Here is a 25,508-nt window from a genome sequence, read left to right as displayed (position 1 = left end):
GAGTATCGATGCGTGTGCGCGCGCAAATCGGCAAGGTCCTCAATCTGGACAAGTGCATCGGCTGTCACACCTGCTCGGTGACCTGCAAGAACGTGTGGACCAGCCGCGAGGGCATGGAATACGCGTGGTTCAACAACGTCGAGACCAAGCCCGGCATCGGCTATCCCAAGGACTGGGAGAACCAGGACCGCTGGAAGGGCGGCTGGCGGCGCAAGAAGAACGGCAAGCTGGAGCCGCGTCTGGGCGCGAAGTGGCGCATCCTCGCCAAGATCTTTGCCAACCCCGACCTGCCGGAGATCGACGACTACTACGAGCCCTTCACCTTCGACTACGAGCACCTGCACACCGCCCCGGACATGCAGGCGCCGCCCACCGCGCGCCCGCGCTCGCTCATCTCCGGCCAGCGCATGAACGACATCGAATGGGGGCCGAACTGGGAGGAAATCCTGGGCGGTGAATTCGCCAAGCGCTCGCAGGACTACAACTTCCAGGACGTCGAAAAGGACATCTACGGGCAGTTCGAAAACACCTTCATGATGTACCTGCCCCGGCTGTGCGAGCACTGCCTCAATCCGTCCTGCGTCGCCGTCTGCCCGTCCGGCGCGATCTACAAGCGCGAGGAGGACGGCATCGTCCTCATCGACCAGGACAAGTGCCGCGGCTGGCGGATGTGCATTTCCGGCTGCCCGTACAAGAAAATCTATTACAACTGGTCCACGGGCAAATCCGAGAAGTGCACCTTCTGCTATCCGCGCATCGAGGCGGGCCAGCCCACGGTGTGCTCGGAGACCTGCGTCGGGCGCATCCGCTACCTGGGCGTGATGCTCTACGACGCCGACAAGATCGAGGAGGCCGCGAGCAAGGCCGATGAGCAGGACCTCTACCAGGCCCAGCTCGACGTCTTCCTCGACCCCTTCGATCCCGACGTCCAGGCCGCCGCCAAGCGCGACGGGATTTCCGAGTCCTGGATCGAGGCGGCCAAGCACTCCCCGGTGTGGAAGATGGCAATGGAGTGGAAGGTCGCCTTCCCGCTCCACCCCGAGTACCGGACGCTGCCCATGGTCTGGTACGTGCCGCCGCTTTCGCCGGTGCAGCAGGCCGCGGAGGACGGCGACCTGCCGCTGGACGAGGGCATGCCGGACGTGCGCCAGCTCCGCATCCCCGTGCGCTACCTCTCCAACATGCTCACCGCCGGCTGGGACGAGCCCATCGTCACCGCCCTGGAGCGCATGCTTGCCATGCGCCAGTACATGCGCAGCCAGACGGTGGAGGGCGTGATCGACGAGGGCGCGGCGGAGCGCGTCGGCCTGACCGGGAACGAGATCGAAGAGATGTACCGGATCATGGCCATCGCCAACTACGAGGACCGCTTCGTCATCCCCACCAGCCACCGCGAAACCGACGAGGACGCGGAGCAGCTGCGCGGCGGCTGCGGCTTCTCCTTCGGCCACGGCTGTTCGGGCACGCCCTCCAGCCCGAAGGAGAGCGTCAACCTCTTCGCCATGGCGAAGAGTCCGGGCACCTGAGGGGGCGCGTCATGTACACCTGTGCCGCGCTCGCCGCGCTTTTGAACTACCCCACGGCCGAGCTACAGCAGGCCGTGCGGGACGGCGAAATCGCCCGCGCCCTGCGGCGGGAGGGGCTGGTGCCCCGCCGCCAGCGCGAGGCCCTGAAGCCGCTGCTGGACGAACTGGCCACCTGGGACCTGCTCGACCTGCAATCGCGCTACGTCGCGCTCTTCGACCGCAGCCGGGCGCGCTCGCTGCATCTTTTCGAGCACGTCCACGGCGAGTCCCGCGACCGCGGCGAGGCGATGGTCCAGCTCCAGCAGATGTACGCGCAGGCGGGCCTCGAACTCGCCGCCAAGGAGCTGCCCGACTACCTGCCGCTGTACCTGGAGTATTGCTCCGTCCTCGCGCCCGAGGAGGCGTGTCAGCGCCTGAGCCAGCCCATCCACGTCATCGCCGGCATCCGCTCGCGGCTGAAGGAACGCGGCTCCAGCTACGCGCCCGTGTTCGAGGCGCTTGAGGCGTTGTCCGCGCAGCCGGCGGACGCCGCGTCCCTGGAGCAGATCCTCAAGGAAGGCGACGACGAGCCGGACGACACCGAACGCCTGGACCGCGAGTGGGCCGAGGACCCCGTGTCCTTCGGTCCCGACGCACCCGGCACGGGCGGCAACAGCTGCGGGCGCATCAAGCAGATCGCCGAGCGCGTGGCCGCCGCCACCACCGGCAAACAGGCCCACCACGCCGATCGGGAGACGCCGCAATGACGAGCGACATCCACACCCTGCTGTTCGGCTACTTCCCCTACATCGCCGTGGCGGTGCTGGTGGTCGGCAGCATTATGCGCTTCAACACGGACCAGTTCGCCTGGCGCAGCGGCTCCAGCCAGCTCCTGCGGCGCAAGCAGCTGCGCTGGGGCAGCAACCTCTTCCACGTGGGCATCCTCATCATCTTCCTCGGCCACCTCTTCGGGTTGCTCGTGCCCATCGAGGTCTACGACTTCCTCGGGATCGGCCACACCTTCAAGCAGCTCTTCGCGATGACGCTCGGCGGCATCGCCGGGCTGATGGCGCTGGTCGGCGCGACGCTGCTGCTCAACCGGCGCCTGACCGACCCGCGCATCCGCCGCCAGACGCAGTGGGCGGACCTGGCGATCCTGGTGCTGCTCTACGTCCAGCTTTTGCTGGGCATGCTCACCATCCCCTTCTCCGCCCAGCACCTCGACGGCGCCATGATGGTCGTCTTCATGGAGTGGGCGCAGGGCATCCTCACCTTCCAGGACGGCCTGGGGCAGATGATCGTGCCGGCGCCGCTGGTGTTCAAAATCCACCTGACGCTGGGGCTGCTGATTTTCCTGGTCTTCCCCTTCACGCGCCTGGTGCACGCCATTTCGGCGCCTGTCTGGTTCCTGGGGCGCACCGGCTATCAGATCGTGCGAAGCCGGCACCCCAAGGGCCGCCGCGGCACCGCCACGCGCACGGCCCGGCCCATGAGCTGAACGGAGGCTGCCATGTCGATCACCGTCGAGGGCCGCGAGATCAGCGAAGAGGCGATCGCGACCGAAACCCAGAACCACCCGGCGGAGACGCTCTCGGACGCGCGGGCGCAGGCGGCCGAGGCCCTGGTCGTGCGCGAACTGCTGCTCGCCGAAGCCGAGCGCCAGGGTCTCGTGCCCGAGCCGCAGCCGCTGGCGGACGGCAAGCGCGAGACCGACGAGGACGCCCTGATCCGCCAGCTTCTCGCGCGCGAGATCGCCGTGCCGGAGCTGGATGAGACGATGCTGCGGCGCTACTACGACAACAACCGCGGCAAATTCCGCACGCCGGACACCTACCGCGCGGCGCACATCTTCTTCCCGGCGCCGCCCGGCGACACCGAAGTCCGGACCCAGGCCGAAATCCAGGCCAACGAAGCGATCGCCGAGCTGCAAACCGAGCCGGATCGCTTCGCCGAGCTGGCACGGGCGCGCTCGCACTGTACGTCTGCTTCGGACGGCGGCGACCTGGGATGGGTCGCGCGCGGGCAGACGGTCAGCGAGTTCGAGAGCTTCCTGGACGCCTTGGAGCCGGGGCAGCTCTGCCCCGCCCCCGTGCCGACCCGCTACGGCATCCATGTCGTGCGCCTGGACGACCGGCGCAGCGGCGAGGATCTGGCCTTCGAGGCGGTGCGTGAGCGCATCGCCCACTACCTGCGCAGCCAGTCGTGGAACCGGGCCGTCGCACAGTACATCTCCATCCTGGCCGGCCGCGCGGACATCCGCGGCCTGGACATTGCCGCCGCGTCCAGTCCGCTGGTGCAGTAATCGGGGAGGCCGTCATGCATCTGGGACGACTGCTGGATTCCGTGGAGTGCGCCGACCCCATCGAGCTGCTTGGCGAGCGCTTCGACCTCGTCACCGTGGCGCGGGCGCGCCACGCCGCCGACGCCGCGGGGGAGAGCCTGCCCGCCTACGCCCAGCTCGCCGTGCGCCAGTTCGTTGTGAGCGCGGACGAGGAAGCCTGGGCCCAGGTGGTCGGCCGCATGCAGGACGGCGAGTCGCCCGAAGGCGCCTGCCTGGAGGCCATGCTGCGCCACCGGCTGGACGGCTAGAGCACCGTGCGTGAAATCGTGTTGGCGGAGAAAGCCGGAAACCTCAGCATAGGTTCGTGTTTTTCCGGTGCGAGCAGTTTCAGCGCCTGCGGCGCTCAGTGGCCTGTCGGCCGCTTGCGTGCTGCCAGCACGCGAGCCTTCCGGCTGTCCACGCACGAGCAAGCAGAATCACCCCCGGGACGGCCACGGCGGCGTGGGCATAGGGAAAAGGTGATTCTGCTCTACGGCGAGCTGCTCTATCCGGAGGGTCTGCGTATGTCGCGGCCTGCGTTGGTGCCGTTTGAGCACGGCGTCCCGTCGTTGTTCCGACTCGGTGCGCTCTGTCCGGCGGCCGCGGCAGCGTTCGGCCTCGTGATGGCGATGGCCACGGGTTGGACCCGAGCCCAGCTTTACTGGCCCTCTCGCCAGGTGCGTCGATCGCCGCATTTGGTGGATACGCCCTGATCTACATGCCCGTGCTGGTGACGGCGGGTGCCGAATAGGACGATCCCTTCCCGCAATCTGACGACACCTCGCCCACCGGCCAAGATCCACTGATCCCGGAAAGCAGGGCAACGTTTTTCTGGGGGTGTCGCAGCCGTGGTATTTGCCGTCTCGCCCCGGAGCAGCAAGGCGCACCCTTGGTCCAGCGAGCGCCCGGAGCAAAGAAAGTGGTGTCCCCAGCGGGATTCGAACCCGCGTCGCCGCCTTGAAAGAGCGGAGTCCTAGGCCACTAGACGATGGGGACACCGGCTGTCGCCATGACGGGAACTAACGGAGACGGCGGCGTGTTTCAAGGGGAGCGGCCTAGCTTCCCGACGTCGCGACGTCGTCGACGATCAGCTGCACGCCGTTGCGGCCCGCCCACCGGTCCAAACGCAACTTTCCCGCGACGTGAACCGTGCCGCCGCGTGTGTTCAGAAGCGCCTGCCCGACCGGCTCGTCGACGGCGCGGAACGCGATGGCCTTCAGGCGCGCCCCCGTCTCGTCCGTGAGCGTGCAGCGCACGTGGTTGCCGCCCACCACGTCGGCTCCCACCACGCGCGCGTCGGCGACGGCGAATCGCGGCTCCGGGTTGCCCGTGCCGTACGGGCCGAGGTCCTCGAGCGCGCGCACGGTGTCGAGCGTGGCGCCCCGCGGGCGCACCGTGCCGTCCAGCGACATCGAGGGCACATAGCCGCTGGCCGCGAGCGCGCTGCTGAGTCGCTCCGTCAGGAAATCCTGGGCGGCCCGGAGCTTGTCGGCGGAAACCGATAGTCCGGCCGCCATGGGGTGGCCGCCGCCGGCGTCCAGCACACCGGCCTGCCGGGCCGCGATGACCGCTGCGCCGAGGTCCACGCCCGGTACCGAGCGGCCGGACCCCTGCCCGCGTCCCTCCTCGTCGAACGCCACCACAATGGCCGGGCGCTGATAGCGTTCCACCAGCCGGCTGGCGACGATGCCGATGACCCCCGGGTGCCAGCCCGAGCCGGCGACGAGCACCAGGCCCGGCGGCAGCGCGTCCGCCTGATCGACCTGCGCCATCGCGGCGTCGAGGACGGCGGACTCCATCTCCTTGCGCTCGGTGTTCAGGCGGTCCAGCTCGCCCGCGATCTCGGCTGCCTCGCCGGGACGGTCCGTGGACAGCAGTCGAGCGCCCATGTCCGCGCGCCCGATGCGGCCCCCCGCGTTGATGCGCGGACCCAGCACGAAGCCGCAGTGAAACGGCGTGGGCCGCTCGTCCAGCCGCGCCAGATCGCCCAGCGCCGCCAGTCCGGGATTGCCGCGGCGCGCCGCCACGTCCAGCCCGCGCGCCACGAGCGCCCGGTTGACCCCTGTGAGCGGCACGACGTCGGCGACGGTGCCAAGCGCCACCAGATCCAACCAGCGGCGCAGATCCGGTTCCGGCCGGCTCGCCCCGTAGAACCCGGCCTGTCGCAGCGCGCGGTTGAGCGCGACCACCGTGAGGAAGGTCACACCGACGGCTGCGAGCTGGCCGTGTGCGCCGGACTCGTCGAGCCGGTTCGGGTTCACAACCGCAACGGCCGGCGGCAGGTGCGGCTCGGCCTGGTGGTGATCCACGACGATCGTGTCGACGCCGAGCCGCTGGGCGTGCTGGAGGGGTTCGAACGCCGTGATGCCGCAGTCGAGGCAGACGATCAGGCTGTGCCCCTCATTGTGCAGCGTTTCGACGGCGGCTTCGTTGGGACCGTAGCCTTCGGCGATGCGGTCGGGCACGTAGATGCGGGGCGTGAGCCCGACATGGCGCAGGAAGCGGTTCAGCAGTGCCGCGGAGGTGGCACCGTCCACGTCGTAGTCGGCGAAGAGCGCCACGGACTCGCCGCGCTGTGCGGCCTCGACCAGCCGCGCGGCGGCGCGATCCATGTCCTGAAAGCCGGCGGGATCGGGCAGGTCGCTGCGCAGCGAGGGGTTCAGGAAATTCTCGGCCTCCGCGAGCCCGACGCCCCGGCCCGCCATGACGCGCCCGACCAGCTCGGACACCCCGAGGCGCTGCGCCAGGGCACGGGCGAGCCGGTCGTCGTCGCCGCGCGCATACCAGCGCTTGCCAGAAACCGAGCGTTCGACCCCCAGAACCGCGGGGCGCTCAGACGCGACCGCTTCCGACATGCCGGTCAGGCGTTCACGTGCGACCAGATCTTGCGGCGCAGATCGTGTTCGGCCCGGATGTGGCGCACCGTGCCGGTGGCCGCGCGCATGACCACGGACTCCGTGCTGGCGCGCTGGCCGTCCCAATGCACGCCGTGCACCATATTGCCGTCGGTAACGCCGGTCGCCGTGAAGATGACGTCGCCGCTGACCATGTCCGGCAGCTCGTACTTGCGGTCGAAGTCGGTGATGCCCCAGCGCTCGGCCCGCGCGCGCTCGTCGTCGTCGCGGAACACCAGCCGGCCCTGCATCTGCCCCCCGATGCAGGCGAGCGCCGAGGCCGCCAGCACGCCCTCCGGCGCGCCGCCGGTGCCGATGTACATGTCCACCGAGCCGGCAAAGCGCGTCGTGGCGATGACGCCGGCGACGTCGCCGTCCTTGATCAACATGGCGCGGGCGCCGACACGGCGGATGGTGTCGATGATCTCGCTGTGCCGCGGCCGGTCGAGCACGCAGACGCTCAGGTCTTCCACCCGCTTGCCCTTGGCCTCGGCCAGCGCCTTCAGGTTGGCTTCCAGGTCGGCGTCCAGATCGACCACGCCGGCCGGTAGGTCGCCGCCCACGGCGATCTTCTGCATGTAGGTGTCGGGCGCGTTCAGGATCGTGCCCTGCGGCGCCAGCGCCAGGACAGCGAGCGCGTTCGCGCCGCCCTTGGCCGTGATCGTGGTGCCTTCGAGCGGATCCAGGGCGATGTCCACGCCGGGGCCGCCGGCGCCCACCTGCTCGCCGATGTAGAGCATGGGCGCCTTGTCGCGCTCGCCCTCGCCGATCACCACCGTGCCGTCGATGGCGACCTCGTTGAGCGCGTCGCGCATGGCGTTCACGGCCATCTGGTCCGCGGCCTTCTCGTCGCCGCGCCCGGTCAGGCGCGAGGTGGCGAGGGCGGCGTGCTCGCACACGCGAACGGCATCGAGAGCAAGGTTGCGGTCGAGCGTCGCGCTGTCGGCCATGGCTGGCAGTCCTCTGTTGAACGCGCGGTCGTGTGTGCGGGAGCCGTGACGGCTGTCAGGGATTCTCGATCCGGATCAGGCGCGGCGCCTCCAGCACGGCATCGAGTTGCTCAATCGCCTTCAGCGCCCGCATCATGCCCGCCTCGCGGGTTTCGTGCGTGGTGATGACGATCGGCACCGGCTCGCCCGAGGGGCCGCGGCCGCGCTGAACCATGGATTCCACCGAGATCGCCTCGTCGCGCAGTGCCGCTGTGATCTCCGTTAGCACACCGGGCCGGTCCAGGCACATCAGGCGGAGATAGTAGCCACCCTGGTGCTCGTGCATGCCGCGCGAGGCCAACGGATGCAGGTTCGAGGCGGGCACGGCGAAGGTCGGCAGGTTCGTGCCGCGCGCGATGTCCATGATGTCCGCGACCACGGCCGACGCTGTCGGCCCGGCGCCGGCGCCCGCGCCCTCGGTGAGGATGTTGCCGACGAAGTCGCCTTCGGCGACGACGGCGTTGTTCACGCCCTCGACGTTCGCGATGGGCGCGCTCTTGGGCACCATGCAGGGGTGGACGCGCTGCTCGATGCCGCCGTCGGCCCGGCGCGCGATGCCGAGCAGTTTGATGCGGTAGCCCAGCTCTTCGGCGTAGTTGATGTCGAGCGCGCTCACCTCGCGGATGCCCTCGACGTGGATGCCCTCGTAGTCGACCCGGGTGTTGAAGGCGAGCGCGGTGAGGATCGCGAGCTTGTGCGCGGCGTCGATCCCGTCGACGTCCAGGCTGGGATCGGCCTCGGCGTAGCCGAGCTTCTGGGTGTCGGCGAGCACCTCGCCGAATTCCCGGCCCGTCTCGCGCATCGTCGTCAGGATGTAGTTGGAGCTGCCGTTGAGGATGCCGTAGATCGCCTCGACGGCATTGCCGGCGAGGCCCTCGCGCACCGTCTTGATGGCGGGAATGCCGCCGCACACGGCTGCCTCGCACGCCAGCACGGCGCCCGATTCCTCGGCGCGGCCGGCCAGCTCCGTGCCCGCATGGGCGAGCATGGCCTTGTTGGCGGTGACGACGTGCTTGCCGTGGGCGAGCGCGGTTTCCACGACATCCTTCGCCACACCGGCCTCGCCGCCGATCAACTCGACGACGACGTCGATCTCGGGGTCGCTGGCCATGGCGGTCGGGTCGTCGAACCAGCGCACGGCGGAGAGGTCGACTCCCCGCTCCTTGCGCCGGTCGCGCGCGGACACGGCCGTAACCATCGCGGGCCGGCCGCAGCGGTCGGCGATGAGTTCGTGATGGCGCTCCAGGACCGTCAGCGTGCCGGTTCCCACCACGCCGAGACCGGCCACGCCGATGCGCAGCGGTTCACTCACAGGGCCACCTTCCTGTCTTTCTGGGACTGGCCGTCGGCCCGTGTCTGGTAGCCCAGTTCACGGCGCATGAAAAGTTTGATGTTGCGGACGGCCTGGCGCGTGCGGTGCTTGTTCTCCACGAGGGCGAGGCGGACGTAGTTGTCGCCGTACTCGCCGAAGCCGACGCCCGGGCTGACCGCGACGTTCGCCTGCTCCAGCAGGTACTTCGAAAAGGCCAGCGAGCCCATGTGGCGGAACGGCTCGGGAATGGGCGCCCAGGCGAACATCGATGCCGGCGGTGCCTTGACCGGCCAGCCCGCGGCGTTGAGCCCATTGATCAGCAGGTCGCGGCGGGCGCGATAGCGCTCGCGCATCTCGTCCAGGCAGTCCTGCGGACCGTTCAGCGCCGCCGTCGCCGCGACCTGGATGGGTGTGAAGGCGCCGTAGTCCACGTACGACTTCACGCGGCCCAGCGCGTTGATCAACTTCTCGTTGCCGGCGCAGAAGCCGACGCGCCAGCCGGGCATGGAGTAGCTCTTCGACAGCGAGGAGAACTCGACGGCCACCTCGCGCGCGCCAGGGATCTGCAGGATCGACGGCGGCGGGTCCACGTCGAAGTAGACCTCGGCGTAGGCGACGTCGGAAATGATGTAGATGCCGTGGTGGCGGCAGAACTCCACCACCTCGCCGTAGAAGTCCAGATCGACCGTGCGCGCCGTCGGGTTGTTCGGGAAGTTGAGCACCACCGCCAACGGCTTGGGCACGGAATGCCGCACGGCGCGCTTCATCTGCTCCATGAACGCGCGGCGGAAGGCCGCCTCGTCGTCGTCGAACCCGGCGACCGGCAGCGCCCGCACGGCCGCTCCGGCGATGATGAAGCCGAAGGCGTGAATGGGATAGCTTGGGTTCGGCACCAGCAGGACGTCGCCCGGGCTGGTGATCGCCTGGGCCAGGTTCGCCAACCCTTCCTTGGAGCCGATGTTGACGATGATCTCGCGCTCCGGGTCCAGCTCGACCCCGAACCGGCGTTGGTAATACGCCGCTTGGGCCCGGCGCAGGCCGGGGATGCCGCGCGAGTTGGAATACCCGTGAACGTTCGGGTTCTGCACCGACTCCGTCAGTTTGTCGATGATGTGCTGGGGCGGCGGTTGGTCGGGATTGCCCATCCCGAAGTCGACAACGTCCTCGCCGCGCCGGCGTGCGTTCGCTTTCAGCGCGTTCACCTCGGCGAACACATAGGGCGGAAGGCGCTTGATCCGGTGAAACTCGTTTTCCATGGCTGCCGCATCGTTGTCTGCGAATGGGACCGGGGGCGCTCAAGCCGCGATCGCGGGGGCACGCGAATCAGCGCGACGCTCGGAGATAGATCTCAGCGCGCCGGTTGCCCGCCTGCCCGCTCGGCATGAACTCGTGATACAGCGGATCGCGGTCGCCGCGCGCCTGGACGCGGATGGCGTCCGCGCCCACCCCCATGGCCACGAGCGCGTTCGCCACGGTTTCCGCCCGTTTGATCGACATGTCGAAGTTGGCGATCCGGTGGTCGATCGGGCTGAGCGTGCGCGTGAAGCTGCTGGAGTGCCCGACCACGCGCAGACGGCGCCCGGTGCGCTCCTGGATCGTGGCGACCTTTCGCAGCACGCGCCGGTCGCGGCCGTCGAGCCCCGCTTGGCCGTGGCCGAACTGGATGACGGCGATGCGCCGCACCTCGCCCCGGCCCGTGGCATCGCCGCTCGGCTGGTCGTCGCCGGCATCGTCCGCTGTCCCGGCGGGGACCTGAACCGGCTGCCCCTCCCGGCTGGGCGCCATCTGGGGGATTTCGTCCCGGTTGATCTCGATGCGCTCGTCCGCCGGGTCGCCACCTTGAGCCTGTGCAAGCTGCACCGCGCCCGGCGTATCGCCGGCGGGCGCGCGACGCGCGCCCTGCCCGGCTGCGCCGGTCTTCTCATCGCCGGCCGGTTTGCCTTGCAGCTCGTCGATCAGGCGCTGGCGCTCGGCGCGGCGGCTGGGCCGGCGCGGCGGGCCGTCGGGCACCGTCGACAAACGCGGGTACGCCGCCTCGGCCGCATCGCCCTCGAGCTGTACACGCTCGGGCGTGACGTCGTCGCCCACCAGGGCGTTCGTGCAGCCGGTCAGAAGCAGCCCCAGCGGCAAAACGACCGCCGCAACACCGCCCGGGACGCGCCAGCCGTGAGCCGGTCGCGGGCGTTCGGACGCAGATATGGGCGTGTGCTCAACCACCGTGCTACGGTTTCGATCCCAAGGTGTTCAACGACCTGATGTGGAGCGGCCTGCCCCGCTCGCGCTGACGGGCTTGCACCAAAGGTGCCGACCCGTATTATGTGCACCGCACAATTCGCGGGATACGCGCCCGCCACGGGACCGGCAGCCCGGCTGATGCAGTCCGAGTTGAAACCATAAGGATGGGATCATGGCAGAGCAACAGGGCGGATCGAACGAGAGCCCGGAGATGCCCGATGCCGCCGAGTTGGCCCGGACAATGGCCAACATCGCTACCAAGAGCCAGGAACTGGCGCGGAACTTTCTTTCGCGCGAAAAGCTGAGTTCACCGCTTGAAGGCGTCGATCCGTTCACGATCGCGAACGCCTACGCCGAACTCGGCCGCCAGGCGGCGCAAAACCCGGAAAAGGTGGTCGAGGCCCAGTTCCAGTTCTGGCAGCAGGCCGTCAACCTCTGGGGCGTGACCGCGAAGCGCATGCTGGGCGGTGAGCGCGAGTCGGTGGTGGAACCCGATCCCAGCGACCGCCGCTTCAAGGACGAGTCCTGGGCCGAGAACCCGATGTTTGACCATATCAAGCAGTCCTACCTGCTCTCGGCGCAGTGGCTGTTGGACACAGTCAACGACATCGAAGGGCTCGACCAGCAGACCGCCAAGAAAGTCGATTTCTACACGCGGCAGTTCGTCGACGCGCTCTCGCCCTCCAACTTCATGATGACCAACCCTGAGGTCCTGCGCACGACCGTGGAAACCGGCGGCCAGAACCTCCTCGACGGGCTGGAGAATCTGCTCCAGGACATGGAGCAGGGCCGCATCAGCCAGACCGACTACGATGCCTTCGAGGTCGGCACCAACTTGGCCGTCACGCCGGGTAAGGTGATCTACCAGAACGAGCTGATGCAGCTCATCCAGTATTCGCCGAGCACCGAGGAAGTCTACAAGACGCCGCTGCTGATTATCCCGCCGTGGATCAACAAGTATTATATTCTCGATCTGCGGGAGAAGAACTCCTATGTGAAGTGGTGCGTCGACCAGGGCTATACCGTCTTCATGATTTCCTGGGTCAATCCGGACGAAAAACTTGCCCAGAAATCCTTCGAGGACTACATGCGCGAGGGGCCGCTGGCGGCGCTCGACGTGGTCGAAGAGGTCACGGGCGAAAAGCAGACCAACGTGATCGGCTACTGCCTGGGCGGCACGCTGTTGGCCTGCACCCTCTCTTACCTGGACCAGCACGGGCAGAGTGACCGCGTGAAGGCGTCCACCTTCTTCACGACGATGGTGGACTTTAGCGAGGCCGGCGAGCTGGAGGTCTTCATCGACGAAGAGCAGATCCAGGCCCTGGAAAACAAAATGGCGGAACAGGGCTATCTGGAAGGCTCCGCGATGGCGACGACCTTCAACATGCTGCGCGCCAACGACCTGATCTGGTCGTTCGTGGTGAACAACTACCTGCTCGGCAAGGAGCCCTTCCCCTTCGACCTGCTATACTGGAACTCCGATTCCACGCGCATGCCCGCGGCGATGCACAGCTTCTATCTCCGCAAGATGTACCTGGAGAACAAGCTGATCGAGCCGGGCGGAATCGAGCTGCTTGATACGCCGATCGACCTGCGCGCGATCAACCAGCCGTCCTTCGTCCTTGCCACGAAGGAAGACCACATCGCGCCGTGGAAGTCGGGCTACGCCCTGACCCAGCACCTCAAGGGCTCGGTGCGCTTCGTGTTGGCGGCATCGGGGCATATCGCGGGCGTCGTGAACCCGCCGGCCAAGCAGAAATACTGCTACTGGACCAACGCGAAGAACCCGAAGGACCCGGACACCTGGCTGAAGAACGCCACGGAGCACAAGGGCTCCTGGTGGCCGGAGTGGCACAGTTGGTGCACCAAGACGGTCGGGACCGAGACGGTTACCGCGCGCCAGCCCGGCGGCGGCGTTTACACGCCGATCGAGGATGCACCGGGTTCGTACGTGAAGATGAAGGGCCAGTCCTGACGACTTCACGCGGCACGACCGGTCGCGTCGGCCGCCGACAGCCCGGCTGTCGGCGGCTTTTTCTTGCCGAGGGGGCTTACAGCCCTTCCGTCAGGTAGGCATCCGCCAAGTGCGCGTAGTGCCGGGCTTGGTAGGGCATGTTGGCGCGCTCCTCGGCCGTGAGGTCGCGCATCTTCTTGGCGGGGCTACCGCCCCACAATTCGCCGGCGGGAACGCGCTTGTTCGGCGTGACGAGCGCGCCCGCGGCAACCATGGCGCCGCCTTCCACCACCGCGCCGTCCATGACCGTCGCGCGCATGCCGACAAAGCCGCCGCTTTCGATCGTGCAGGCGTGGATAAGCGCCATGTGCCCGATGGTGACGTCATTGCCGATCCAGGTCGGCTCCCCGCCCCCGGTTTCCCGGTAATCGCCGTGGGGGTCGTGGTTCACGTGGATGACGGTGCCGTCCTGCACGTTCGTGCGCGCGCCGATCCGGATGCGGTTGACGTCGCCGCGGATGACGCAGCCGTACCAGACCGAGCCTTGCTCACCGATTTCCACATCGCCGATGACGACGGCATTCTCGGCGATGAACGCATCCGTCGCCACCTTCGGGGCCATGCCCTTGAAAGGCAGCACATAACCGCTCATGGCGCGCTCCGCGATCCGTGTGGCCGGCCGAGCCGTTTCGGCGTTCGACGGGGATCAGGGGAACATCGGCTGAAGCTCGAGGCCACGGGTTTCGTGCAGTGCGAGCATGACGTTCATGTTCTGGATCGCCTGCCCGCTGGAGCCCTTGGCGAGGTTGTCGATGGCCGCGACCACGACCGCGCGGCCCGGCAGCCGGTCGGGGAACACGCCGATCTCGGCCATGTTGGAGCCGCGGACGTTGCGCGTCGCCGGCGTGGCCCCTTCGGGCAGCACGCGCACGAAGGGCTCGGCATCGTAGCGCTCGCCGAGCACGCGGCGCACATCGCCGGCCGTCGCATCGCCCGCCAGCCGGACGTGACAGGTCACCAGCTCGCCGCGGTTCATGGGGATGAGATGCGGCGTGAAGTTTACGCGCACGTCCGCGCCCGCGGCCAGGCTGAGTTCCTGCTCCATTTCCGGCGCGTGACGGTGCTTGCCGACGCCGTAGGGGTGGATGCCCTCGCCCACCTCGGCAAACAGCAGCCCTTGGGTCACCTTGCGGCCCGCGCCCGTGACCCCCGACTTGGCATCGATGATGAGATCACCCGGCTCGACCGTGCCCGCGTCGAGCAGTGGCGAAAGCGCGAGCAGCGCAGCCGTGGGGTAGCAGCCGGGGCACGCGACCAGACCGGCGTGCCCGATCGCGGTACGGTTCAGTTCCGTCAGGCCGTAGACCGCGTCGCGCTGACGCTCCGGCGCTTGGTGCGCCTTGCCGTACCAGGCGGCGTACGTGTCGACATCGCGCAGCCGGAAGTCCGCGGAGAGGTCCACGACCTTCAGCCCCGCCGGCATCTGCGCGACGATTGCCTGACTCGTCCCGTGCGGTAGGGCGCAAAACGCGACATCCAGCGCGGACCAGTCGGCTTCCTCCCAGGTCACCAGGTCCGGCAGGTCCATGCTGCGCAGGTGCGGATACACCGCGTGCATGGGCTGGCCGGCCTGCTGATTGGCAGTGAGCACGCGAATCTGTGCGTCCGGGTGCCCGGCGAGCAGGCGCACCAGCTCGGCGCCCGTGTAGCCGCTTGCTCCCAGGATGCCGATGCGGATGGGATCGCTCATGCTCGCCTCCCTCGTCGGCTGCACGCCGATGGTCTCATAAAAACGGGGCTCGCCCCGGCCGAGCGAGCCCCCTGGAGAGTCCAGCTTCGTCTTGCCCGGCTATCAGCGCTTGGAGAACTGGAAGCTGCGGCGCGCCTTGGTGCGGCCGTACTTCTTGCGCTCCACGCGGCGGGCATCGCGCGTGAGATAACCACCCTGCTTGAGCACCGGCCGCAGGCTCGGCTCGTAGCGCGACAGCGCCTTCGCCACGCCGTGCCGGATGGCGCCGGCCTGCCCGGACAGGCCGCCGCCCGTCACGGTGCAGTAGACGTCGAACTCGTTGTCGCGGCCCGCGGCACGAAACGGCTGGCCGATCATCATCCGCAGCACCGGGCGGACGAAGTAGTTCTCCAGCGTCTTGCCGTTCACCTGCATCTGCCCGGAGCCGGGCTTGATCCAGACGCGGGCCACGGCCTGCTTGCGCTTGCCCGTGGCGTAAGACCGGCCGAAGTCGTCGATTTGCGGCTCGGGCAGCGCGCCGGCCTCGGGCTCCTGGGCTTCGGCGGCGCCGCCGAGCTCGGAGAGATCGGAAAGGGTCTGCTCGTCCTGCGCCATGGGGTTACGCGCTCCGGCGGTTCTTGCGGTTCATCGCCCCGACGTCGAGGGGCTCCGGCTGCTGCGCGTGGTGGGGGTGCTCCGGCCCCGCGTAGACGCGCAGATTGCGCATCTGCGTCTCGCCCAGCGGCCCCTTGGGGATCATGCGCTGGATGGCCTTCTTGACCACGCGCTCGGGGTAGCGGCCGCTCAGGATCTCATCGGCCGACCGGTCCTTGATCCCGCCGGGATGGCCGGTGTGCCAATAGTAGATCTTGTTGGTGCGCTTCTTTCCGGTCAGCTTGACCTTGTCGGCGTTGACGACGATGACGTTGTCGCCGCAGTCGATGTGCGGGGTGAAGGTCGGCTTGTGCTTGCCGCGAAGGACACTCGCCACCTTCGCCGCCAGCCGCCCAAGGACAACGTCCTCGGCGTCGACAACGTACCACGTCTTCTCGACATCGGCCGGTTTGGCGGAATAGGTCTTCATCTGCAGCCGTCCGGTCCTGACTGATGGGATCGTTTTGGGATCGCGTACGTGGCCGCTGGACAGCGCCTGCCGCCGTGAAGCTGACGACGCCTGCCCTCGGACACAGCGGCGGCCCAAGCGACCGCCGCCCGCGAAGTAGGCGCCTATCTATGGCATCCCGCGGACCGTGTCAACAGCTACCGGCCCGAAAAAACGCCGTAAGATGAGCGCCTTAACAGTGGGGTATTATTTTACCGCTTGATCGTGCCACGGGAGATGTTCACCCTTCCGTCCTGGTTTCGCTGTCGATCCAGTCCAGGAACTGGGCGTTGCCCGCGCGCACCGGGATCGCCAGGACCGCGGGGCAGTCGTAGGTGTGCCGGTCTTTTACGAACGCGATGACCTGGTCGACGAGGTCGTCGCGCGTCTTGGCGATCAGGACCGCCTCGGCGTCCTCCTGAACCTCGCCGTCCCACCAGAAGATCGGGACCATGCTCGGGAAGACGTTGGCGCAGGCGGCGAGATGGGCTTCCACGAGGCCGCGGCCGAGACGCTTGGCTTCCTCGGCGTCACCGGCCGTGACGTAGACAAGACTGTAGCTCATCGGTTCCTCCGTCGTGTTGGTGTCTCCGGCGGCTTAAGGGCGCCTCATGTGCGGACGGCTTGCCTTGCGTGCCTGCCCGAAGCGCGGCGCATCGTCGACCGCGATGCACCACATGCGCGAAGTTTCGAAGCAAAGACACGCAGCAAGTATTGTTCGTTCGTGGTGATTGCCGTATCCTGCCGCGACCAAGGACTTTTTCACTGCGAACGAACATGCAGCAGCATGTGACCGATTCTTTGTAGAATCTTTACAGACAAGACATAAGCCGGAAGCCGTGTCGATCAGCGTAACGGAACCAACATGGAAGCGGATCGGGGCGACCAGGCGGAGGACCCCTCGCCGTCCGCGAATCCGGGCGCGCGCGCAACCGGGCCGGACCGGCGCGGCATGATGGGCGTCCAGGCCCGACTGCTGCTGGCGTTTGGCCTCGTTGCCGGCCTCACGGTTCTGGCGGGCGGGATCGGTTGGTGGTCGTACACGCGCGTTGGCGATTCCGTGGACACGGTTGCCCAGACTCACATCCCGCGTATGCAGGCCGCCTCGCAGGTAGCGCGGCACAGCGCAGCGCTGTCGGCCGCTGCCCCGGTTCTGGCCGGCGCGGATAGCCAGACCGAGCGGCGCAAGGCGCTGGAGCGGCTCAACACCCGGACGGACGAAATCAAGAGCCAGCTTTCGCATCTGCACGCGGACGCGGAAGCCACGGCCGCGGTTCGCAGCCAAGTGGAGCGGCTGAGTTCCACGGTCGCAACACTGAACACGGCCGTTGAGCACCGTCTTGAGGCCCGCGACGAGGTCGACGAGGCCGTCGACACCATCCGCACGCGGCATCGAGAGCTGCTCACGGCGCTGGAACCGCGCGCGAAGCAAGCCAAGTCGGCCCTGCTGGAGGGGTCTGGGCGCGCCAGCCGCAAGAGCTCCGAGGCGCTGCAGGCCCTCGTTCAGGAAAATCTCGGCGAATTGCGGGATCTCCTGGTCCTGATCGCCGACGCCAACCGTGTGATGGCGCTGCTCGGGCTCGTCCAGGGCGCCGAGTTTCCGGCCGCGCTCAACCCCGTCAAGCGGGATCTGGCTGTCGCCGCCAAGCAGATGCGCGAGCAACTCGACGTCGTGCCGCGCGGCGGCGACACCCGCATGATCCGCGTGGCCGCGGACATGCTCGTGGGCGCGTCGGTGGGTGACAACAACGTCGTCGCGCTGAAGAAACAGGCGCTGGACGGGGCCGAGGGCGCCGACGACAAGCTCAAACAGAAGCTGAACACCGCGCGGCGCATGCATTCCACGTTGTTGAACAACGTGAACACCCTGGCCGACGCGGCCGAAAACACCTTCAAGACCAAGGCGCAACGCCTGGCCACGGGCAACGCCGACCGCATCTCCAAGCTCGTCGATCAGGAGATGGCGCGGCTCGGTGCCGTGCTGCGCATCCATTCCGCGGGCAATCGCGCGGCCGGTCTGTTGGCCACGGCCGCCAACGTGGACTCGGTCGGCGCGCTCAAAACGCTCAACATGCGTTTTTCGAGCGCGGTTGCGACCTTGCGGGAAAACATGGGCGCGTTGGAGGACGGGGCGTCGCAAGCGGCCATCAAGCAACGCGTCGACGCGCTGATCGGCATGGGGACGGGCGGCCGGAACCTCTTCGATCTCCGGCGCGAGCAGCTCGATGCGGCGGCGAAGGCGAACCGGGCACTGGACCAGGCACGCGAGGTGACGGGAACGCTCTCCGAGCGCGTCGATGCGGTCGTCGCCGCCAACCGGGCGGACGTGCGCGAGGATGTCCGCTCCGTCAGTTCCGCGTTCTACCAGGGTCGCGTCGCGCTGGCGCTCGTTGCGGCGGCCAGTCTGTTGACGGTCGCCGCCGTCGGCTACTTCTACGTGAACCGAAACCTGTGTGCGCGCCTGAAGCGGTTGGCGCGCGCCACGCGCTCGATCGCCTGGGGGCGGCGCAACGCCGTGATCGACGTGGGCGGCGACGACGAGATCGGCGAGATGGCGGATGCACTCGCAACGTTCCGGGAGGGGCTGGACGCCAAGGACCGCGCCGAAGAAGCCAGCCGGGCCAAGTCCCAGTTTCTCGCCACCATCAGTCACGAGCTTCGCACACCGTTGAACGCCGTGATCGGCTACGCCGAGATGATGTCGATGGGGGTGCTCGGGCCGCTGGGCAACGAGCGCTATGCCGAGTACGCGGAAGATATCCGGCGCAGCGGCGTTCACCTGCGAGATCTGCTCCAGGACCTGATCGACCTGTCGCGCATCGAGTCCGGCAATTACGAGCCCACCATCGAGGAGGTCGATCTCAGCACCGTGGCCCAGGAAGCGGCCACCATGCTGGAGATGCGTGCGCGCGAAAAGGGGTTGCAACTGAAAGTAGATACCGAAGAGGCGGTGTCGATCTGTGCCGATGCCCGGGCGATCCGGCAGATCGTGCTCAATCTCCTCGCCAACGCCGTGAAGTACACGGATCGCGGCAGCGTGTCGCTGGATGTCCACACGGACCGCGGCGGCGCCTACATCCGCATCAGCGACACGGGACCGGGCATTCCGGAGGAATTGAAAGGTCGGCTGTTCGAGCCCTTCGTCCAGCAGGACAGCCGCGTGCGCCGCGAGGATTCCGAAAGCACGGGGCTCGGCTTGTCCCTTTCGCACCGCCTGGCCACGGCGCTGGGCGCCAACCTCGAGATCGACAGCCGGCCGGACGTGGGCACGACGGTGGACGTGCGATTCCCGCCCGACCTCTTCCCCACGGAAGCCGGCTGCACCGAGGCGCACGGAGCCAAGCTGCCCGCGCTTGCCGACCAGCAGGACGATCCGGCCGCCTGACCGTCAGGCCGCGAGCTCCGCTGGCACGGCGACACCGCTGCGTGTCAGCTGATCGCTCACCGCAGCTTTGAGCCGCTCCAGCGCATCAGCATCCCAGCCCTCGCAGCGCGCCACGAGAACGTCCTGCGTGTTGGATGCGCGCAGCAACCACCAGCCATCGGCCGTGTCCACGCGCACCCCGTCGATGGCTGTGACCTGCGCGCCGGCTTCCGCCAGGCGCTGTTCCGCCTCGGCGATGGCCGCCCACTTCCGCGACCCGTCGCAGGGGATGCGGATTTCCGGGGTGTTGGCCACGGCCGGAAGGCTGTCCTTGAAGGCGGCAAGGTCCTGGTCCGTTCGGGCGAGGATGTCCAGCACGCGCACAGCTGCATAGAGGCCGTCGTCGAAGCCGTACCAGCGGTCGGCGAAGAAGAGATGCGCGCTCATCTCGCCCGCGAACGGTGCGGACCGACGGCGCATCTCCGCCTTCACCAGCGAATGGCCGGTCCGGCCCATCACGGGCTCACCGCCGGCTTCCGCGATTCCGTCGAACAGCACCCGACTGGCTTTTACGTCCGCGATAATGGGGGCGCCCGGCCGGTCGGCCAGGATATCGCGGGCGATCAGCAGCATGATCTCGTCGCCCCAGAGCACGCGGCCCTGCCGGTCGACCACGCCGAGCCGGTCTCCGTCGCCGTCGAAGGCGAAGCCGAGATCGCACCCGCGCTCCTGCACCGTGGCGCGCAGCTGCTCCAGGTTCTCGGGGACGGTCGGGTCCGGGTGATGCGCCGGAAAGCGGCCGTCTACTTCCCCGTTGATGACATGGTGCTCCCCCGGCAAGCCCGCGAGCACCTCGGCGAGGACAGCCCCTGTGGCGCCATTGCCGGGATCCCACGCGACGCGGAGCCCGCCCCGTCCGGGCGCATCGGCAAGCACGCGCGCCACGTAGCGATCGTGAACCGGCATTGCGTGCCGCTGGCCGCTACCGTCGGTGTACGCGCCTTCCGCCGCGATGCGGCCGAGTTCCTGGATGGCGTCGCCGTGCAGGGTTTCCAGCCCGCGCATGAGCTTGAAGCCGTTGTGCTCGGGCGGGTTGTGGGACCCGGTGACCTGGATGCCGCCGTCCGCCTCGGTCTCGTGTACGGCGAAGTAGAGCATCGGCGTCGGGCCGCGCCCAATGTCGAGCACGTCGACGCCGCCGGCGCACAGCCCGTCCGCGACCGCCGCCGCGAGGTCCGGCGACGACAGGCGACCGTCGTAACCCAGCGCCACGCGCGCGCCGCCCTCGCGGCGGATCGTGGTGGCGAAGGCGCGGCCGAGCGCGCGAGCATCCCCCGTGGTCAGCGTCTCGCCCACGATTCCGCGCACGTCATAGGCACGCAGGATGCTCGGGTCCAGCCGGTGGGCGGTGCCCATCTCGTTCACGTCGTTCATGCCGACACCGTTTGCTTGAGCGCGTGGCGGGCCATTTCGGCGCGGGCCGCGGCGGCCGTGTCGGGATGTTCAAGTGCCACGGCCAGGAACGCCTGGACGAAGCCGGCCTTGCTGCCGCAGTCGTAGCGGTGTCCGCTGAAACGCACGCCGTGGAGTGGTGTTTGTGGCAAGGTGCGCGCGATGGCATCGGTCAACTGGATTTCACCGCCCGCGCCGGCCGGCTGGTCGGCCAGCGCGCGCATGACACCCGGATCGAGCACGTAGCGCCCGACCACCCCCAGCCGGGACGGCGCGACCTCGGGGGCCGGCTTTTCCACGACGCCCTGGGAGGCTGCCACCGTGCCGTCGTCGGCGGTGACGTCGAGGATCCCGTACCGGCTTGTGGCCTCGGCAGCCACCTCCTCAACGCTGACCACGTTGCCGCCCAGCCGGTCGTGGACGGCGACAAGCTCACTGAGGCACGGCGGCTCGCCCAGGATGAGGTCGTCGGGGAGCATCACCGCGAAGGGCTCGTCGCCGACAACGCGATGCGCGCACCACACGGCGTGGCCGAGCCCCAGCTTTCTCGCCTGGCGGACGCTGATGATTTCGCCGCCGCGATCGGCGTGCCGGTTCGTTTGCTCAAGGGTCTCCGTTTTGCCCGCCTTTGAGAGCGCGTCTTCGAGTTCCGGCGCGCGATCGAAGTGGTCAACCACGGCGGACCCGCCCTGCCCCGTCACGAGGACGATGCGCTCCATGCCGGCGGCACGCGCTTCGGCCACGGTGTGCTCGATCAGCGGCCGGTCCACGACCGGCAGCATTTCCTTCGGAATCGCTTTGGCGGCCGGAAGCATGCGGGTTCCCAACCCCGCGACGGGGATGACGGCGGTGCGTACCCGAGCCATGCGCGCTCTCCCTGATGGCTTCTTCGATCCGGTCTTGCCACAGCGAGAGCGCGGTTCACAACGCCGCCTGGAAGGTACTCCATTGGACCGCTCGGCGGTCGAATGGGTAAGGACAGGCCGGCGGCCAGCGGATCAGAAGCTGCGCGACACGCTGCCCCGCCGGCGGCTCGCGGGTTCGGCGTTCGCCGCATCGGACTGGGGCTTGGTTGCCTGCCCGTCTTGCCCCCGCGTGCCGTCAAAGGCCGCACTCCAGTCGGAGGCCGTTTGGCCATCGATATAATTTGTGTCGGCAAGCGCCTGAATCGCCTGACTCATCGTGCGCATGCCAGCTTGCTGGCCCAGCTCCATGCTCTGATGCAGCTGCGGGATCTTGCCCTCGCGGATCTGGTTGCGCACGGCCGAGGTCCCCAGCATCACCTCCATCGCGGCCGCGCGGCCGCCTCCCTGCGCGGGCAGGAGGCGCTGGGTCACCACGGCCGTCAGCGCCGTGGAGAGCATGGAGCGGATCAGCTCCTTCTCCTGACCTGGGAAGACGTCGAGGATACGGTCGATTGCCTGCGGCGCCGTGGGCGTGTGCATCGACGCCAGCACCAGCTGCCCTGTTTCGGCCGCCGTCAGCGCCAGCGAGATCGTTTCAAGATCGCGCATCTCCCCAACCAGCACGACGTCGGGGTCCTCGCGCAAAGCCCCGCGCAGCGCCGTATGGAAGGAGGCCGTGTGTCGGCCGACCTCGCGCTGATTGATGAGGCTTTCCTTATGCGGGTGCACGTATTCGATGGGGTCTTCGATGGTGATGATGTGCTGGCGGCGGGAGGTGTTGATGCGATCGATGAGCGCCGCGAGCGTCGTCGACTTGCCCGAACCGGTCGGCCCCGTCACCAGGATCAGCCCGCTTTCCCGCTCGCCCAGGTCGCGCACCACGGCCGGCGCCGGCAGGTCCTCCAGGGGTGGCGGCGCCGTGGGCAGGCGCCGGATCGCCAGCGCCGAGCCGTTGAGGGTTTGATATGCGTTGATGCGGTAGCGCTCGCCGTCGTTGAGCGTTCGGGCGAAGTCCATGTCGGTGTCCTCGCCCAGCACGTTGCCGCTTCCCGCGGCGAGCAGGCTTTCGCGCACACCGCGCACCGCCGACTCGTCGAGCGCCGGATGGTCCATCGGCTCCAGGCGGCCCTCGAGGCGCATCAGGGGCCGGTGGCCGGCGGCGATGTGGATGTCGCTGACGCCGCTGGTCCGCGCCCGTTCCAGCAGGAGGTCCAGGACGTTGTTGCCGGTGCTCATCGCCTTTCCTCCACCGTGCCCGTTCAGGCGGCGCGCCCGCGCCCCAGTCGCAACCAGCCGGCCGGGCCGTCGGGCACGAGCCCGGCGTCGCGTACCGCCCGGCGGGCGTGGCGGCGGGTAACCCGCGGGCTGTCCGCCGCGTAGGCAGCCAGGAGCGCGCGGTCCGCAACCAGATTGATGGCACGCGGGATACCACCCGCCGCTTTAACAAGCACTTTCATCGCGCCGCGCGTGAAGACATCGTTGGGGGCGACACGGCTGCGCTGTTGCACGCGGTAGCGGATGTAGCGAACCCCGGCCCGGGTATCGAACGGCTTCGTGGTGAAGCTGAAGGTGATGCGCTGGCGGATCTGGCGCATGCCGTACTCGTCCACGAGGCGGTCGAGTTCCGGCTGGCCGAAGAGGACCACTTGCAACAGCTTGGCCTCGTCGGTTTCCAGGTTCGAGAGCAGACGGATCGTCTCCAGCCCCTTGCGCCCCAGTGCCTGCGCCTCATCCACGACGAGGATGGGCCGGCGTCCCGCCGCGTGCTCCTGCATCAGGTGGTTGGACAGCAGCGGAAAGATATCGTCGTCGGTGGCCGGGTTCAGCCCGAATTCGCGCGCGACGCCGCGCATCGTGGCGTGGTAGCCGGCCTGCGGCAGCGCCAGGAAGGCCACGCATTCACCCTCCTCGCTGAAGCTGGTCATCAACAGGCGGCAGAGCAGGGTTTTCCCGGTGCCGACCTCCCCGGACACCTTCACGATCGGCTCGCCCCGCTGGACCGCGAACCGGGCGGACTCCAGGACGTGCTGGTGCTGGTCGGGGAAGAACAGCCCCCGGTTCGGGGTCAGCGTGAACGGCCAGCCCGTGAAGCCGAAGTGGTCCAGATAGGGCATGGATCACCTGCTCAAGTACCGCAGACGCCGTCGCACCGCGCTCGCCGCGACGCCGGCATCCTGCAGGGCGCTCGCGCCGGCTTGAAGAACCCGGCGATAGGCGTTGGCGGCGCGCTGGCGGTTGCCGGCTCGATCGTGCAGCACCGCCAGGTCGTAGCGGTAGCGCACGCTGGACGGCGCCAGCGCCACGGCCCGCTGCATCGCCTGCGCCGCAGCGGCTGCTTTGCCCGCGCGGAGGTGTGTGCGGGCGATGCGGGCGTGGACGCGCGCAACATTCGGATGCGCTTCCCGAACCCGCTCCAGCCGCTTCAGGGCCTGCTCCGGCGGTCCCAGGCCCGCAAGGTTGATCAGGTTGCGCAGGGCACGCTGATTGCCGGGCTCCACCTTCAGTAGCTTGCGGTAGGTCGTCCGGGCCTCGGCCGTATCGCCCATGCGCTGCTGGGCGAGCGCCAGCCCGAGCAGCGCGTCCGGCCTGTTCGGCGACTCACCCAGTACGCGGCGGAACAGCCGGGCGGCTTCCCCGGGCGCGCCGGTTCGCAGGGCGCGCGCTGCTTGGCGGTGGGTGGCGGTGATCGTCGGCGCGTCGATGCGGCGCGTCGTGCTGACTGTCGGTTCACCTGATCTCGGTTCGCCCGCGCCCGCTTCGTCGGGCACCGTGTCCTTGGCGCGGTCCGCGGACAGGCTTTCTCCTGCACTGCGATCCGGCGAGGTGTTCCGGTCGCTGCTGCCGTCCTGCTTGCCGGGCAGCGTCATCGTCCCGTCGGGGACCAGCCGCGTGGGTTCCCTGGCATCGCTGCTGGTGCCGGGGCCGTCGGTGTCGCGGTCGCCGGCGTTGCGGCCGCTCGCCTCGCCGTCCGTGACCGTGACCTGAATGGCGTCGGCGTTCCGGTCGTCACCACGCGTCGCCGTGGTGTCCGCCGCCTCCCCGGTCCCGCTGCTCGGGGTGCCGCCGTCCGGCGGCCCGTCGCTGGCCATGGCCTCGATGGTCTCGACCAGCCGCGCCGAGGGTTGGGCGGGCGTCACCGTCGTTTTGCCAGCGACGTTCAGAGCGATCGCCGGTGACTGCACCACCCTGGCGTCGGCAACTTCGGCCCCTGCCTGCCCCTGATCCGCAAGGGCCGACCGAACGGCGCCGGCAACGCCGGCGGACTTGGATGCCTCGCTGTCGCCGGGGCGCGCCAGGACCCGGCGGACGTGGTCCGGCAACGGGCGCGGTTCCGGGCGATCCAAAGCCCTGAAATCGATGGCCGGGGGGTCCGGCCGGGGCGCAATCGCCAGGACCACGCCGGTCTGGTCACGAACCACCTCGGCGACGGGCGCCAGCCAAGCGCGCACGTCGCGCGGTTGCGGCAGCGGCGCATTCGTCTGGGTCAAAGCCAGGCCGGTCCCCGCAGCGGAGCCAAGAAGGGTCAGGCCGAGTAGTTTGAAAGGGCCGAGCCGCCGGTGGCCCCGGTGGTCCGCCGCCGCACGCAGATAGCTCTGAACCTGATCTTGGCTGATATCGGGGCCGACGGCCGGACCGGCCTCATCCTCGCCGTTGCCCCGGCTGTGGGACGCGGCGACTTCGCTTGCGCCGGGCGCAGCCTTCTTGTGCCGCGATTTCCGCAGCGCTGCGTGGATCACGCTCATCGTT

General features: G+C 68.5%; 23 protein-coding genes and 1 tRNA gene. 8 read left to right on the top strand and 16 right to left on the bottom strand.

Going from position 1 to position 25,508, the window contains the following annotated elements; genetic code table 11:
• Window positions 1–8: 8 nt before the first annotated feature.
• The 6 genes from narH to BLQ43_RS14285 all read left to right on the top strand — a co-directional run bounded on the left by narH (window position 9) and on the right by BLQ43_RS14285 (window position 4,538).
• The gene (gene narH, locus BLQ43_RS04300; RefSeq protein WP_090018892.1) at window positions 9–1,526 is read left to right on the top strand and encodes a nitrate reductase subunit beta; all 1,518 of its coding nucleotides are present in this window, start codon (window positions 9–11) and stop codon (window positions 1,524–1,526) included.
• 11 nt (window positions 1,527–1,537) lie between these two features.
• A complete protein-coding gene (narJ, locus tag BLQ43_RS04295) occupies window positions 1,538–2,272 on the top strand; it encodes a nitrate reductase molybdenum cofactor assembly chaperone (protein WP_090018891.1) in 735 nt (244 codons plus the stop codon).
• Window positions 2,269–3,003, top strand: coding sequence for a respiratory nitrate reductase subunit gamma (narI, locus tag BLQ43_RS04290; RefSeq protein ID WP_090018890.1), 735 nt, complete (start codon window positions 2,269–2,271; stop codon window positions 3,001–3,003). Before narJ ends, narI begins: the two co-directional genes overlap by 4 nt.
• 12 nt (window positions 3,004–3,015) lie before the next feature.
• The gene (locus BLQ43_RS04285; RefSeq protein ID WP_090018889.1) at window positions 3,016–3,807 is read left to right on the top strand and encodes a peptidylprolyl isomerase; all 792 of its coding nucleotides are present in this window, start codon (window positions 3,016–3,018) and stop codon (window positions 3,805–3,807) included.
• A 14-nt stretch (window positions 3,808–3,821) separates the two neighbouring features.
• A complete protein-coding gene (locus BLQ43_RS04280) occupies window positions 3,822–4,094 on the top strand; it encodes a hypothetical protein (RefSeq protein WP_090018888.1) in 273 nt (90 codons plus the stop codon).
• Window positions 4,095–4,304: 210 nt separating this feature from the next.
• Window positions 4,305–4,538, top strand: coding sequence for a hypothetical protein (locus BLQ43_RS14285; RefSeq protein ID WP_143006157.1), 234 nt, complete (start codon window positions 4,305–4,307; stop codon window positions 4,536–4,538).
• 207 nt (window positions 4,539–4,745) lie between these two features.
• Here the strand turns inward: BLQ43_RS14285 and BLQ43_RS04275 are convergent.
• From BLQ43_RS04275 to BLQ43_RS04250, 6 genes are all read right to left on the bottom strand, one after another.
• Window positions 4,746–4,821 (bottom strand) — tRNA-Glu (locus BLQ43_RS04275).
• A gap of 59 nt (window positions 4,822–4,880) precedes the next feature.
• Complete coding sequence (recJ, locus tag BLQ43_RS04270; RefSeq protein ID WP_090018887.1) at window positions 4,881–6,680, bottom strand: single-stranded-DNA-specific exonuclease RecJ; 1,800 nt, start codon at window positions 6,678–6,680, stop codon at window positions 4,881–4,883.
• Between the two features lie 5 nt (window positions 6,681–6,685).
• Window positions 6,686–7,669 carry a class II fructose-bisphosphatase gene (gene glpX, locus BLQ43_RS04265; RefSeq protein WP_090018886.1) on the bottom strand — a complete coding sequence of 328 codons (984 nt, stop codon included), beginning with the start codon at window positions 7,667–7,669 and terminating at the stop codon, window positions 6,686–6,688.
• A 55-nt stretch (window positions 7,670–7,724) separates the two neighbouring features.
• Window positions 7,725–9,020 (bottom strand): homoserine dehydrogenase, encoded by a 1,296-nt coding sequence (locus BLQ43_RS04260; RefSeq protein ID WP_090018885.1) that lies wholly within the window; start codon window positions 9,018–9,020, stop codon window positions 7,725–7,727.
• Complete coding sequence (locus tag BLQ43_RS04255) at window positions 9,017–10,276, bottom strand: LL-diaminopimelate aminotransferase (RefSeq protein ID WP_090018884.1); 1,260 nt, start codon at window positions 10,274–10,276, stop codon at window positions 9,017–9,019. Before BLQ43_RS04255 ends, BLQ43_RS04260 begins: the two co-directional genes overlap by 4 nt.
• Window positions 10,277–10,343: 67 nt before the next feature.
• Window positions 10,344–11,150, bottom strand: coding sequence for an OmpA family protein (locus BLQ43_RS04250; RefSeq protein WP_090018883.1), 807 nt, complete (start codon window positions 11,148–11,150; stop codon window positions 10,344–10,346).
• 277 nt (window positions 11,151–11,427) lie between these two features.
• On the opposite strand from BLQ43_RS04250, the gene BLQ43_RS04245 reads away from it, so the two are divergent.
• On the top strand, window positions 11,428–13,230 hold the full coding sequence (locus tag BLQ43_RS04245) for a PHA/PHB synthase family protein (RefSeq protein WP_090018882.1): 1,803 nt from the start codon (window positions 11,428–11,430) through the stop codon (window positions 13,228–13,230).
• Window positions 13,231–13,306: 76 nt separating this feature from the next.
• Here BLQ43_RS04245 and BLQ43_RS04240 read toward each other — a convergent pair whose 3' ends face one another.
• The 5 genes from BLQ43_RS04240 to cutA all read right to left on the bottom strand — a co-directional run bounded on the left by BLQ43_RS04240 (window position 13,307) and on the right by cutA (window position 16,605).
• Entirely contained in the window at window positions 13,307–13,861 is a 555-nt protein-coding gene (locus BLQ43_RS04240; RefSeq protein WP_090018881.1) for a gamma carbonic anhydrase family protein, read from the bottom strand.
• A gap of 54 nt (window positions 13,862–13,915) precedes the next feature.
• Window positions 13,916–14,959 carry an N-acetyl-gamma-glutamyl-phosphate reductase gene (gene argC / locus BLQ43_RS04235; protein WP_090018880.1) on the bottom strand — a complete coding sequence of 348 codons (1,044 nt, stop codon included), beginning with the start codon at window positions 14,957–14,959 and terminating at the stop codon, window positions 13,916–13,918.
• Window positions 14,960–15,061: 102 nt separating this feature from the next.
• Window positions 15,062–15,553 carry a 30S ribosomal protein S9 gene (rpsI, locus tag BLQ43_RS04230; protein ID WP_090018879.1) on the bottom strand — a complete coding sequence of 164 codons (492 nt, stop codon included), beginning with the start codon at window positions 15,551–15,553 and terminating at the stop codon, window positions 15,062–15,064.
• 4 nt (window positions 15,554–15,557) lie between these two features.
• On the bottom strand, window positions 15,558–16,022 hold the full coding sequence (gene rplM, locus BLQ43_RS04225) for a 50S ribosomal protein L13 (RefSeq protein ID WP_090018878.1): 465 nt from the start codon (window positions 16,020–16,022) through the stop codon (window positions 15,558–15,560).
• 259 nt (window positions 16,023–16,281) lie between these two features.
• Entirely contained in the window at window positions 16,282–16,605 is a 324-nt protein-coding gene (gene cutA, locus BLQ43_RS04220; RefSeq protein ID WP_090018877.1) for a divalent-cation tolerance protein CutA, read from the bottom strand.
• A gap of 300 nt (window positions 16,606–16,905) precedes the next feature.
• On the opposite strand from cutA, the gene BLQ43_RS04215 reads away from it, so the two are divergent.
• The gene (locus BLQ43_RS04215) at window positions 16,906–19,425 is read left to right on the top strand and encodes an ATP-binding protein (RefSeq protein WP_090018876.1); all 2,520 of its coding nucleotides are present in this window, start codon (window positions 16,906–16,908) and stop codon (window positions 19,423–19,425) included.
• 3 nt (window positions 19,426–19,428) lie between these two features.
• Here the strand turns inward: BLQ43_RS04215 and pgmG are convergent, their stop codons facing one another.
• From pgmG to BLQ43_RS04190, 5 genes are all read right to left on the bottom strand, one after another.
• Window positions 19,429–20,838, bottom strand: a complete 1,410-nt coding sequence (gene pgmG / locus BLQ43_RS04210) for a phosphoglucomutase/phosphomannomutase PgmG (RefSeq protein WP_218119113.1) — start codon at window positions 20,836–20,838, stop codon at window positions 19,429–19,431.
• Window positions 20,835–21,722: a UTP--glucose-1-phosphate uridylyltransferase gene (locus tag BLQ43_RS04205; RefSeq protein ID WP_090018875.1), complete on the bottom strand. Its 888-nt coding sequence runs from the start codon at window positions 21,720–21,722 to the stop codon at window positions 20,835–20,837. The genes pgmG and BLQ43_RS04205 overlap by 4 nt, the downstream gene beginning before the upstream one ends.
• Before the next feature lie 132 nt (window positions 21,723–21,854).
• Entirely contained in the window at window positions 21,855–22,997 is a 1,143-nt protein-coding gene (locus tag BLQ43_RS04200; RefSeq protein WP_090018874.1) for a type IV pilus twitching motility protein PilT, read from the bottom strand.
• Window positions 22,998–23,020: 23 nt separating this feature from the next.
• Window positions 23,021–23,875 (bottom strand): ExeA family protein, encoded by an 855-nt coding sequence (locus BLQ43_RS04195; RefSeq protein ID WP_090018873.1) that lies wholly within the window; start codon window positions 23,873–23,875, stop codon window positions 23,021–23,023.
• 3 nt (window positions 23,876–23,878) lie between these two features.
• Window positions 23,879–25,504: a tetratricopeptide repeat protein gene (locus BLQ43_RS04190; protein ID WP_090018872.1), complete on the bottom strand. Its 1,626-nt coding sequence runs from the start codon at window positions 25,502–25,504 to the stop codon at window positions 23,879–23,881.
• Between the last annotated feature and the right edge of the window lie 4 nt (window positions 25,505–25,508).

The sequence above is a fragment of the Limimonas halophila genome (assembly GCF_900100655.1).
GTDB lineage: Bacteria > Pseudomonadota > Alphaproteobacteria > Kiloniellales > Rhodovibrionaceae > Limimonas > Limimonas halophila.
The sequence above is the reverse complement of the archived record's forward strand: the minus strand, read 5'-3'. Positions and strand labels throughout refer to the sequence as shown.

Excerpts from the sequence above, each read along its gene's own strand:
- BLQ43_RS04200 (WP_090018874.1), bottom strand. The coding sequence starts at position 22,997 with ATGAGCACCGGCAACAACGTCCTGGACCTCCTGCTGGAACGGGCGCGG.
- argC (WP_090018880.1), bottom strand. The coding sequence starts at position 14,959 with ATGAGCGATCCCATCCGCATCGGCATCCTGGGAGCAAGCGGCTACACG.
- recJ (WP_090018887.1), bottom strand. The coding sequence starts at position 6,680 with ATGTCGGAAGCGGTCGCGTCTGAGCGCCCCGCGGTTCTGGGGGTCGAA.
- BLQ43_RS04195 (WP_090018873.1), bottom strand. The coding sequence starts at position 23,875 with ATGCCCTATCTGGACCACTTCGGCTTCACGGGCTGGCCGTTCACGCTG.
- BLQ43_RS04215 (WP_090018876.1), top strand. The coding sequence starts at position 16,906 with ATGGAAGCGGATCGGGGCGACCAGGCGGAGGACCCCTCGCCGTCCGCG.
- BLQ43_RS04280 (WP_090018888.1), top strand. The coding sequence starts at position 3,822 with ATGCATCTGGGACGACTGCTGGATTCCGTGGAGTGCGCCGACCCCATC.
- BLQ43_RS04255 (WP_090018884.1), bottom strand. The coding sequence starts at position 10,276 with ATGGAAAACGAGTTTCACCGGATCAAGCGCCTTCCGCCCTATGTGTTC.
- pgmG (WP_218119113.1), bottom strand. The coding sequence starts at position 20,838 with ATGAACGACGTGAACGAGATGGGCACCGCCCACCGGCTGGACCCGAGC.
- rpsI (WP_090018879.1), bottom strand. The coding sequence starts at position 15,553 with ATGGCGCAGGACGAGCAGACCCTTTCCGATCTCTCCGAGCTCGGCGGC.
- narH (WP_090018892.1), top strand. The coding sequence starts at position 9 with ATGCGTGTGCGCGCGCAAATCGGCAAGGTCCTCAATCTGGACAAGTGC.
- BLQ43_RS04190 (WP_090018872.1), bottom strand. The coding sequence starts at position 25,504 with ATGAGCGTGATCCACGCAGCGCTGCGGAAATCGCGGCACAAGAAGGCT.
- BLQ43_RS04240 (WP_090018881.1), bottom strand. The coding sequence starts at position 13,861 with ATGAGCGGTTATGTGCTGCCTTTCAAGGGCATGGCCCCGAAGGTGGCG.
- glpX (WP_090018886.1), bottom strand. The coding sequence starts at position 7,669 with ATGGCCGACAGCGCGACGCTCGACCGCAACCTTGCTCTCGATGCCGTT.
- narI (WP_090018890.1), top strand. The coding sequence starts at position 2,269 with ATGACGAGCGACATCCACACCCTGCTGTTCGGCTACTTCCCCTACATC.
- narJ (WP_090018891.1), top strand. The coding sequence starts at position 1,538 with ATGTACACCTGTGCCGCGCTCGCCGCGCTTTTGAACTACCCCACGGCC.
- BLQ43_RS04205 (WP_090018875.1), bottom strand. The coding sequence starts at position 21,722 with ATGGCTCGGGTACGCACCGCCGTCATCCCCGTCGCGGGGTTGGGAACC.
- BLQ43_RS04245 (WP_090018882.1), top strand. The coding sequence starts at position 11,428 with ATGGCAGAGCAACAGGGCGGATCGAACGAGAGCCCGGAGATGCCCGAT.
- BLQ43_RS04285 (WP_090018889.1), top strand. The coding sequence starts at position 3,016 with ATGTCGATCACCGTCGAGGGCCGCGAGATCAGCGAAGAGGCGATCGCG.
- cutA (WP_090018877.1), bottom strand. The coding sequence starts at position 16,605 with ATGAGCTACAGTCTTGTCTACGTCACGGCCGGTGACGCCGAGGAAGCC.
- rplM (WP_090018878.1), bottom strand. The coding sequence starts at position 16,022 with ATGAAGACCTATTCCGCCAAACCGGCCGATGTCGAGAAGACGTGGTAC.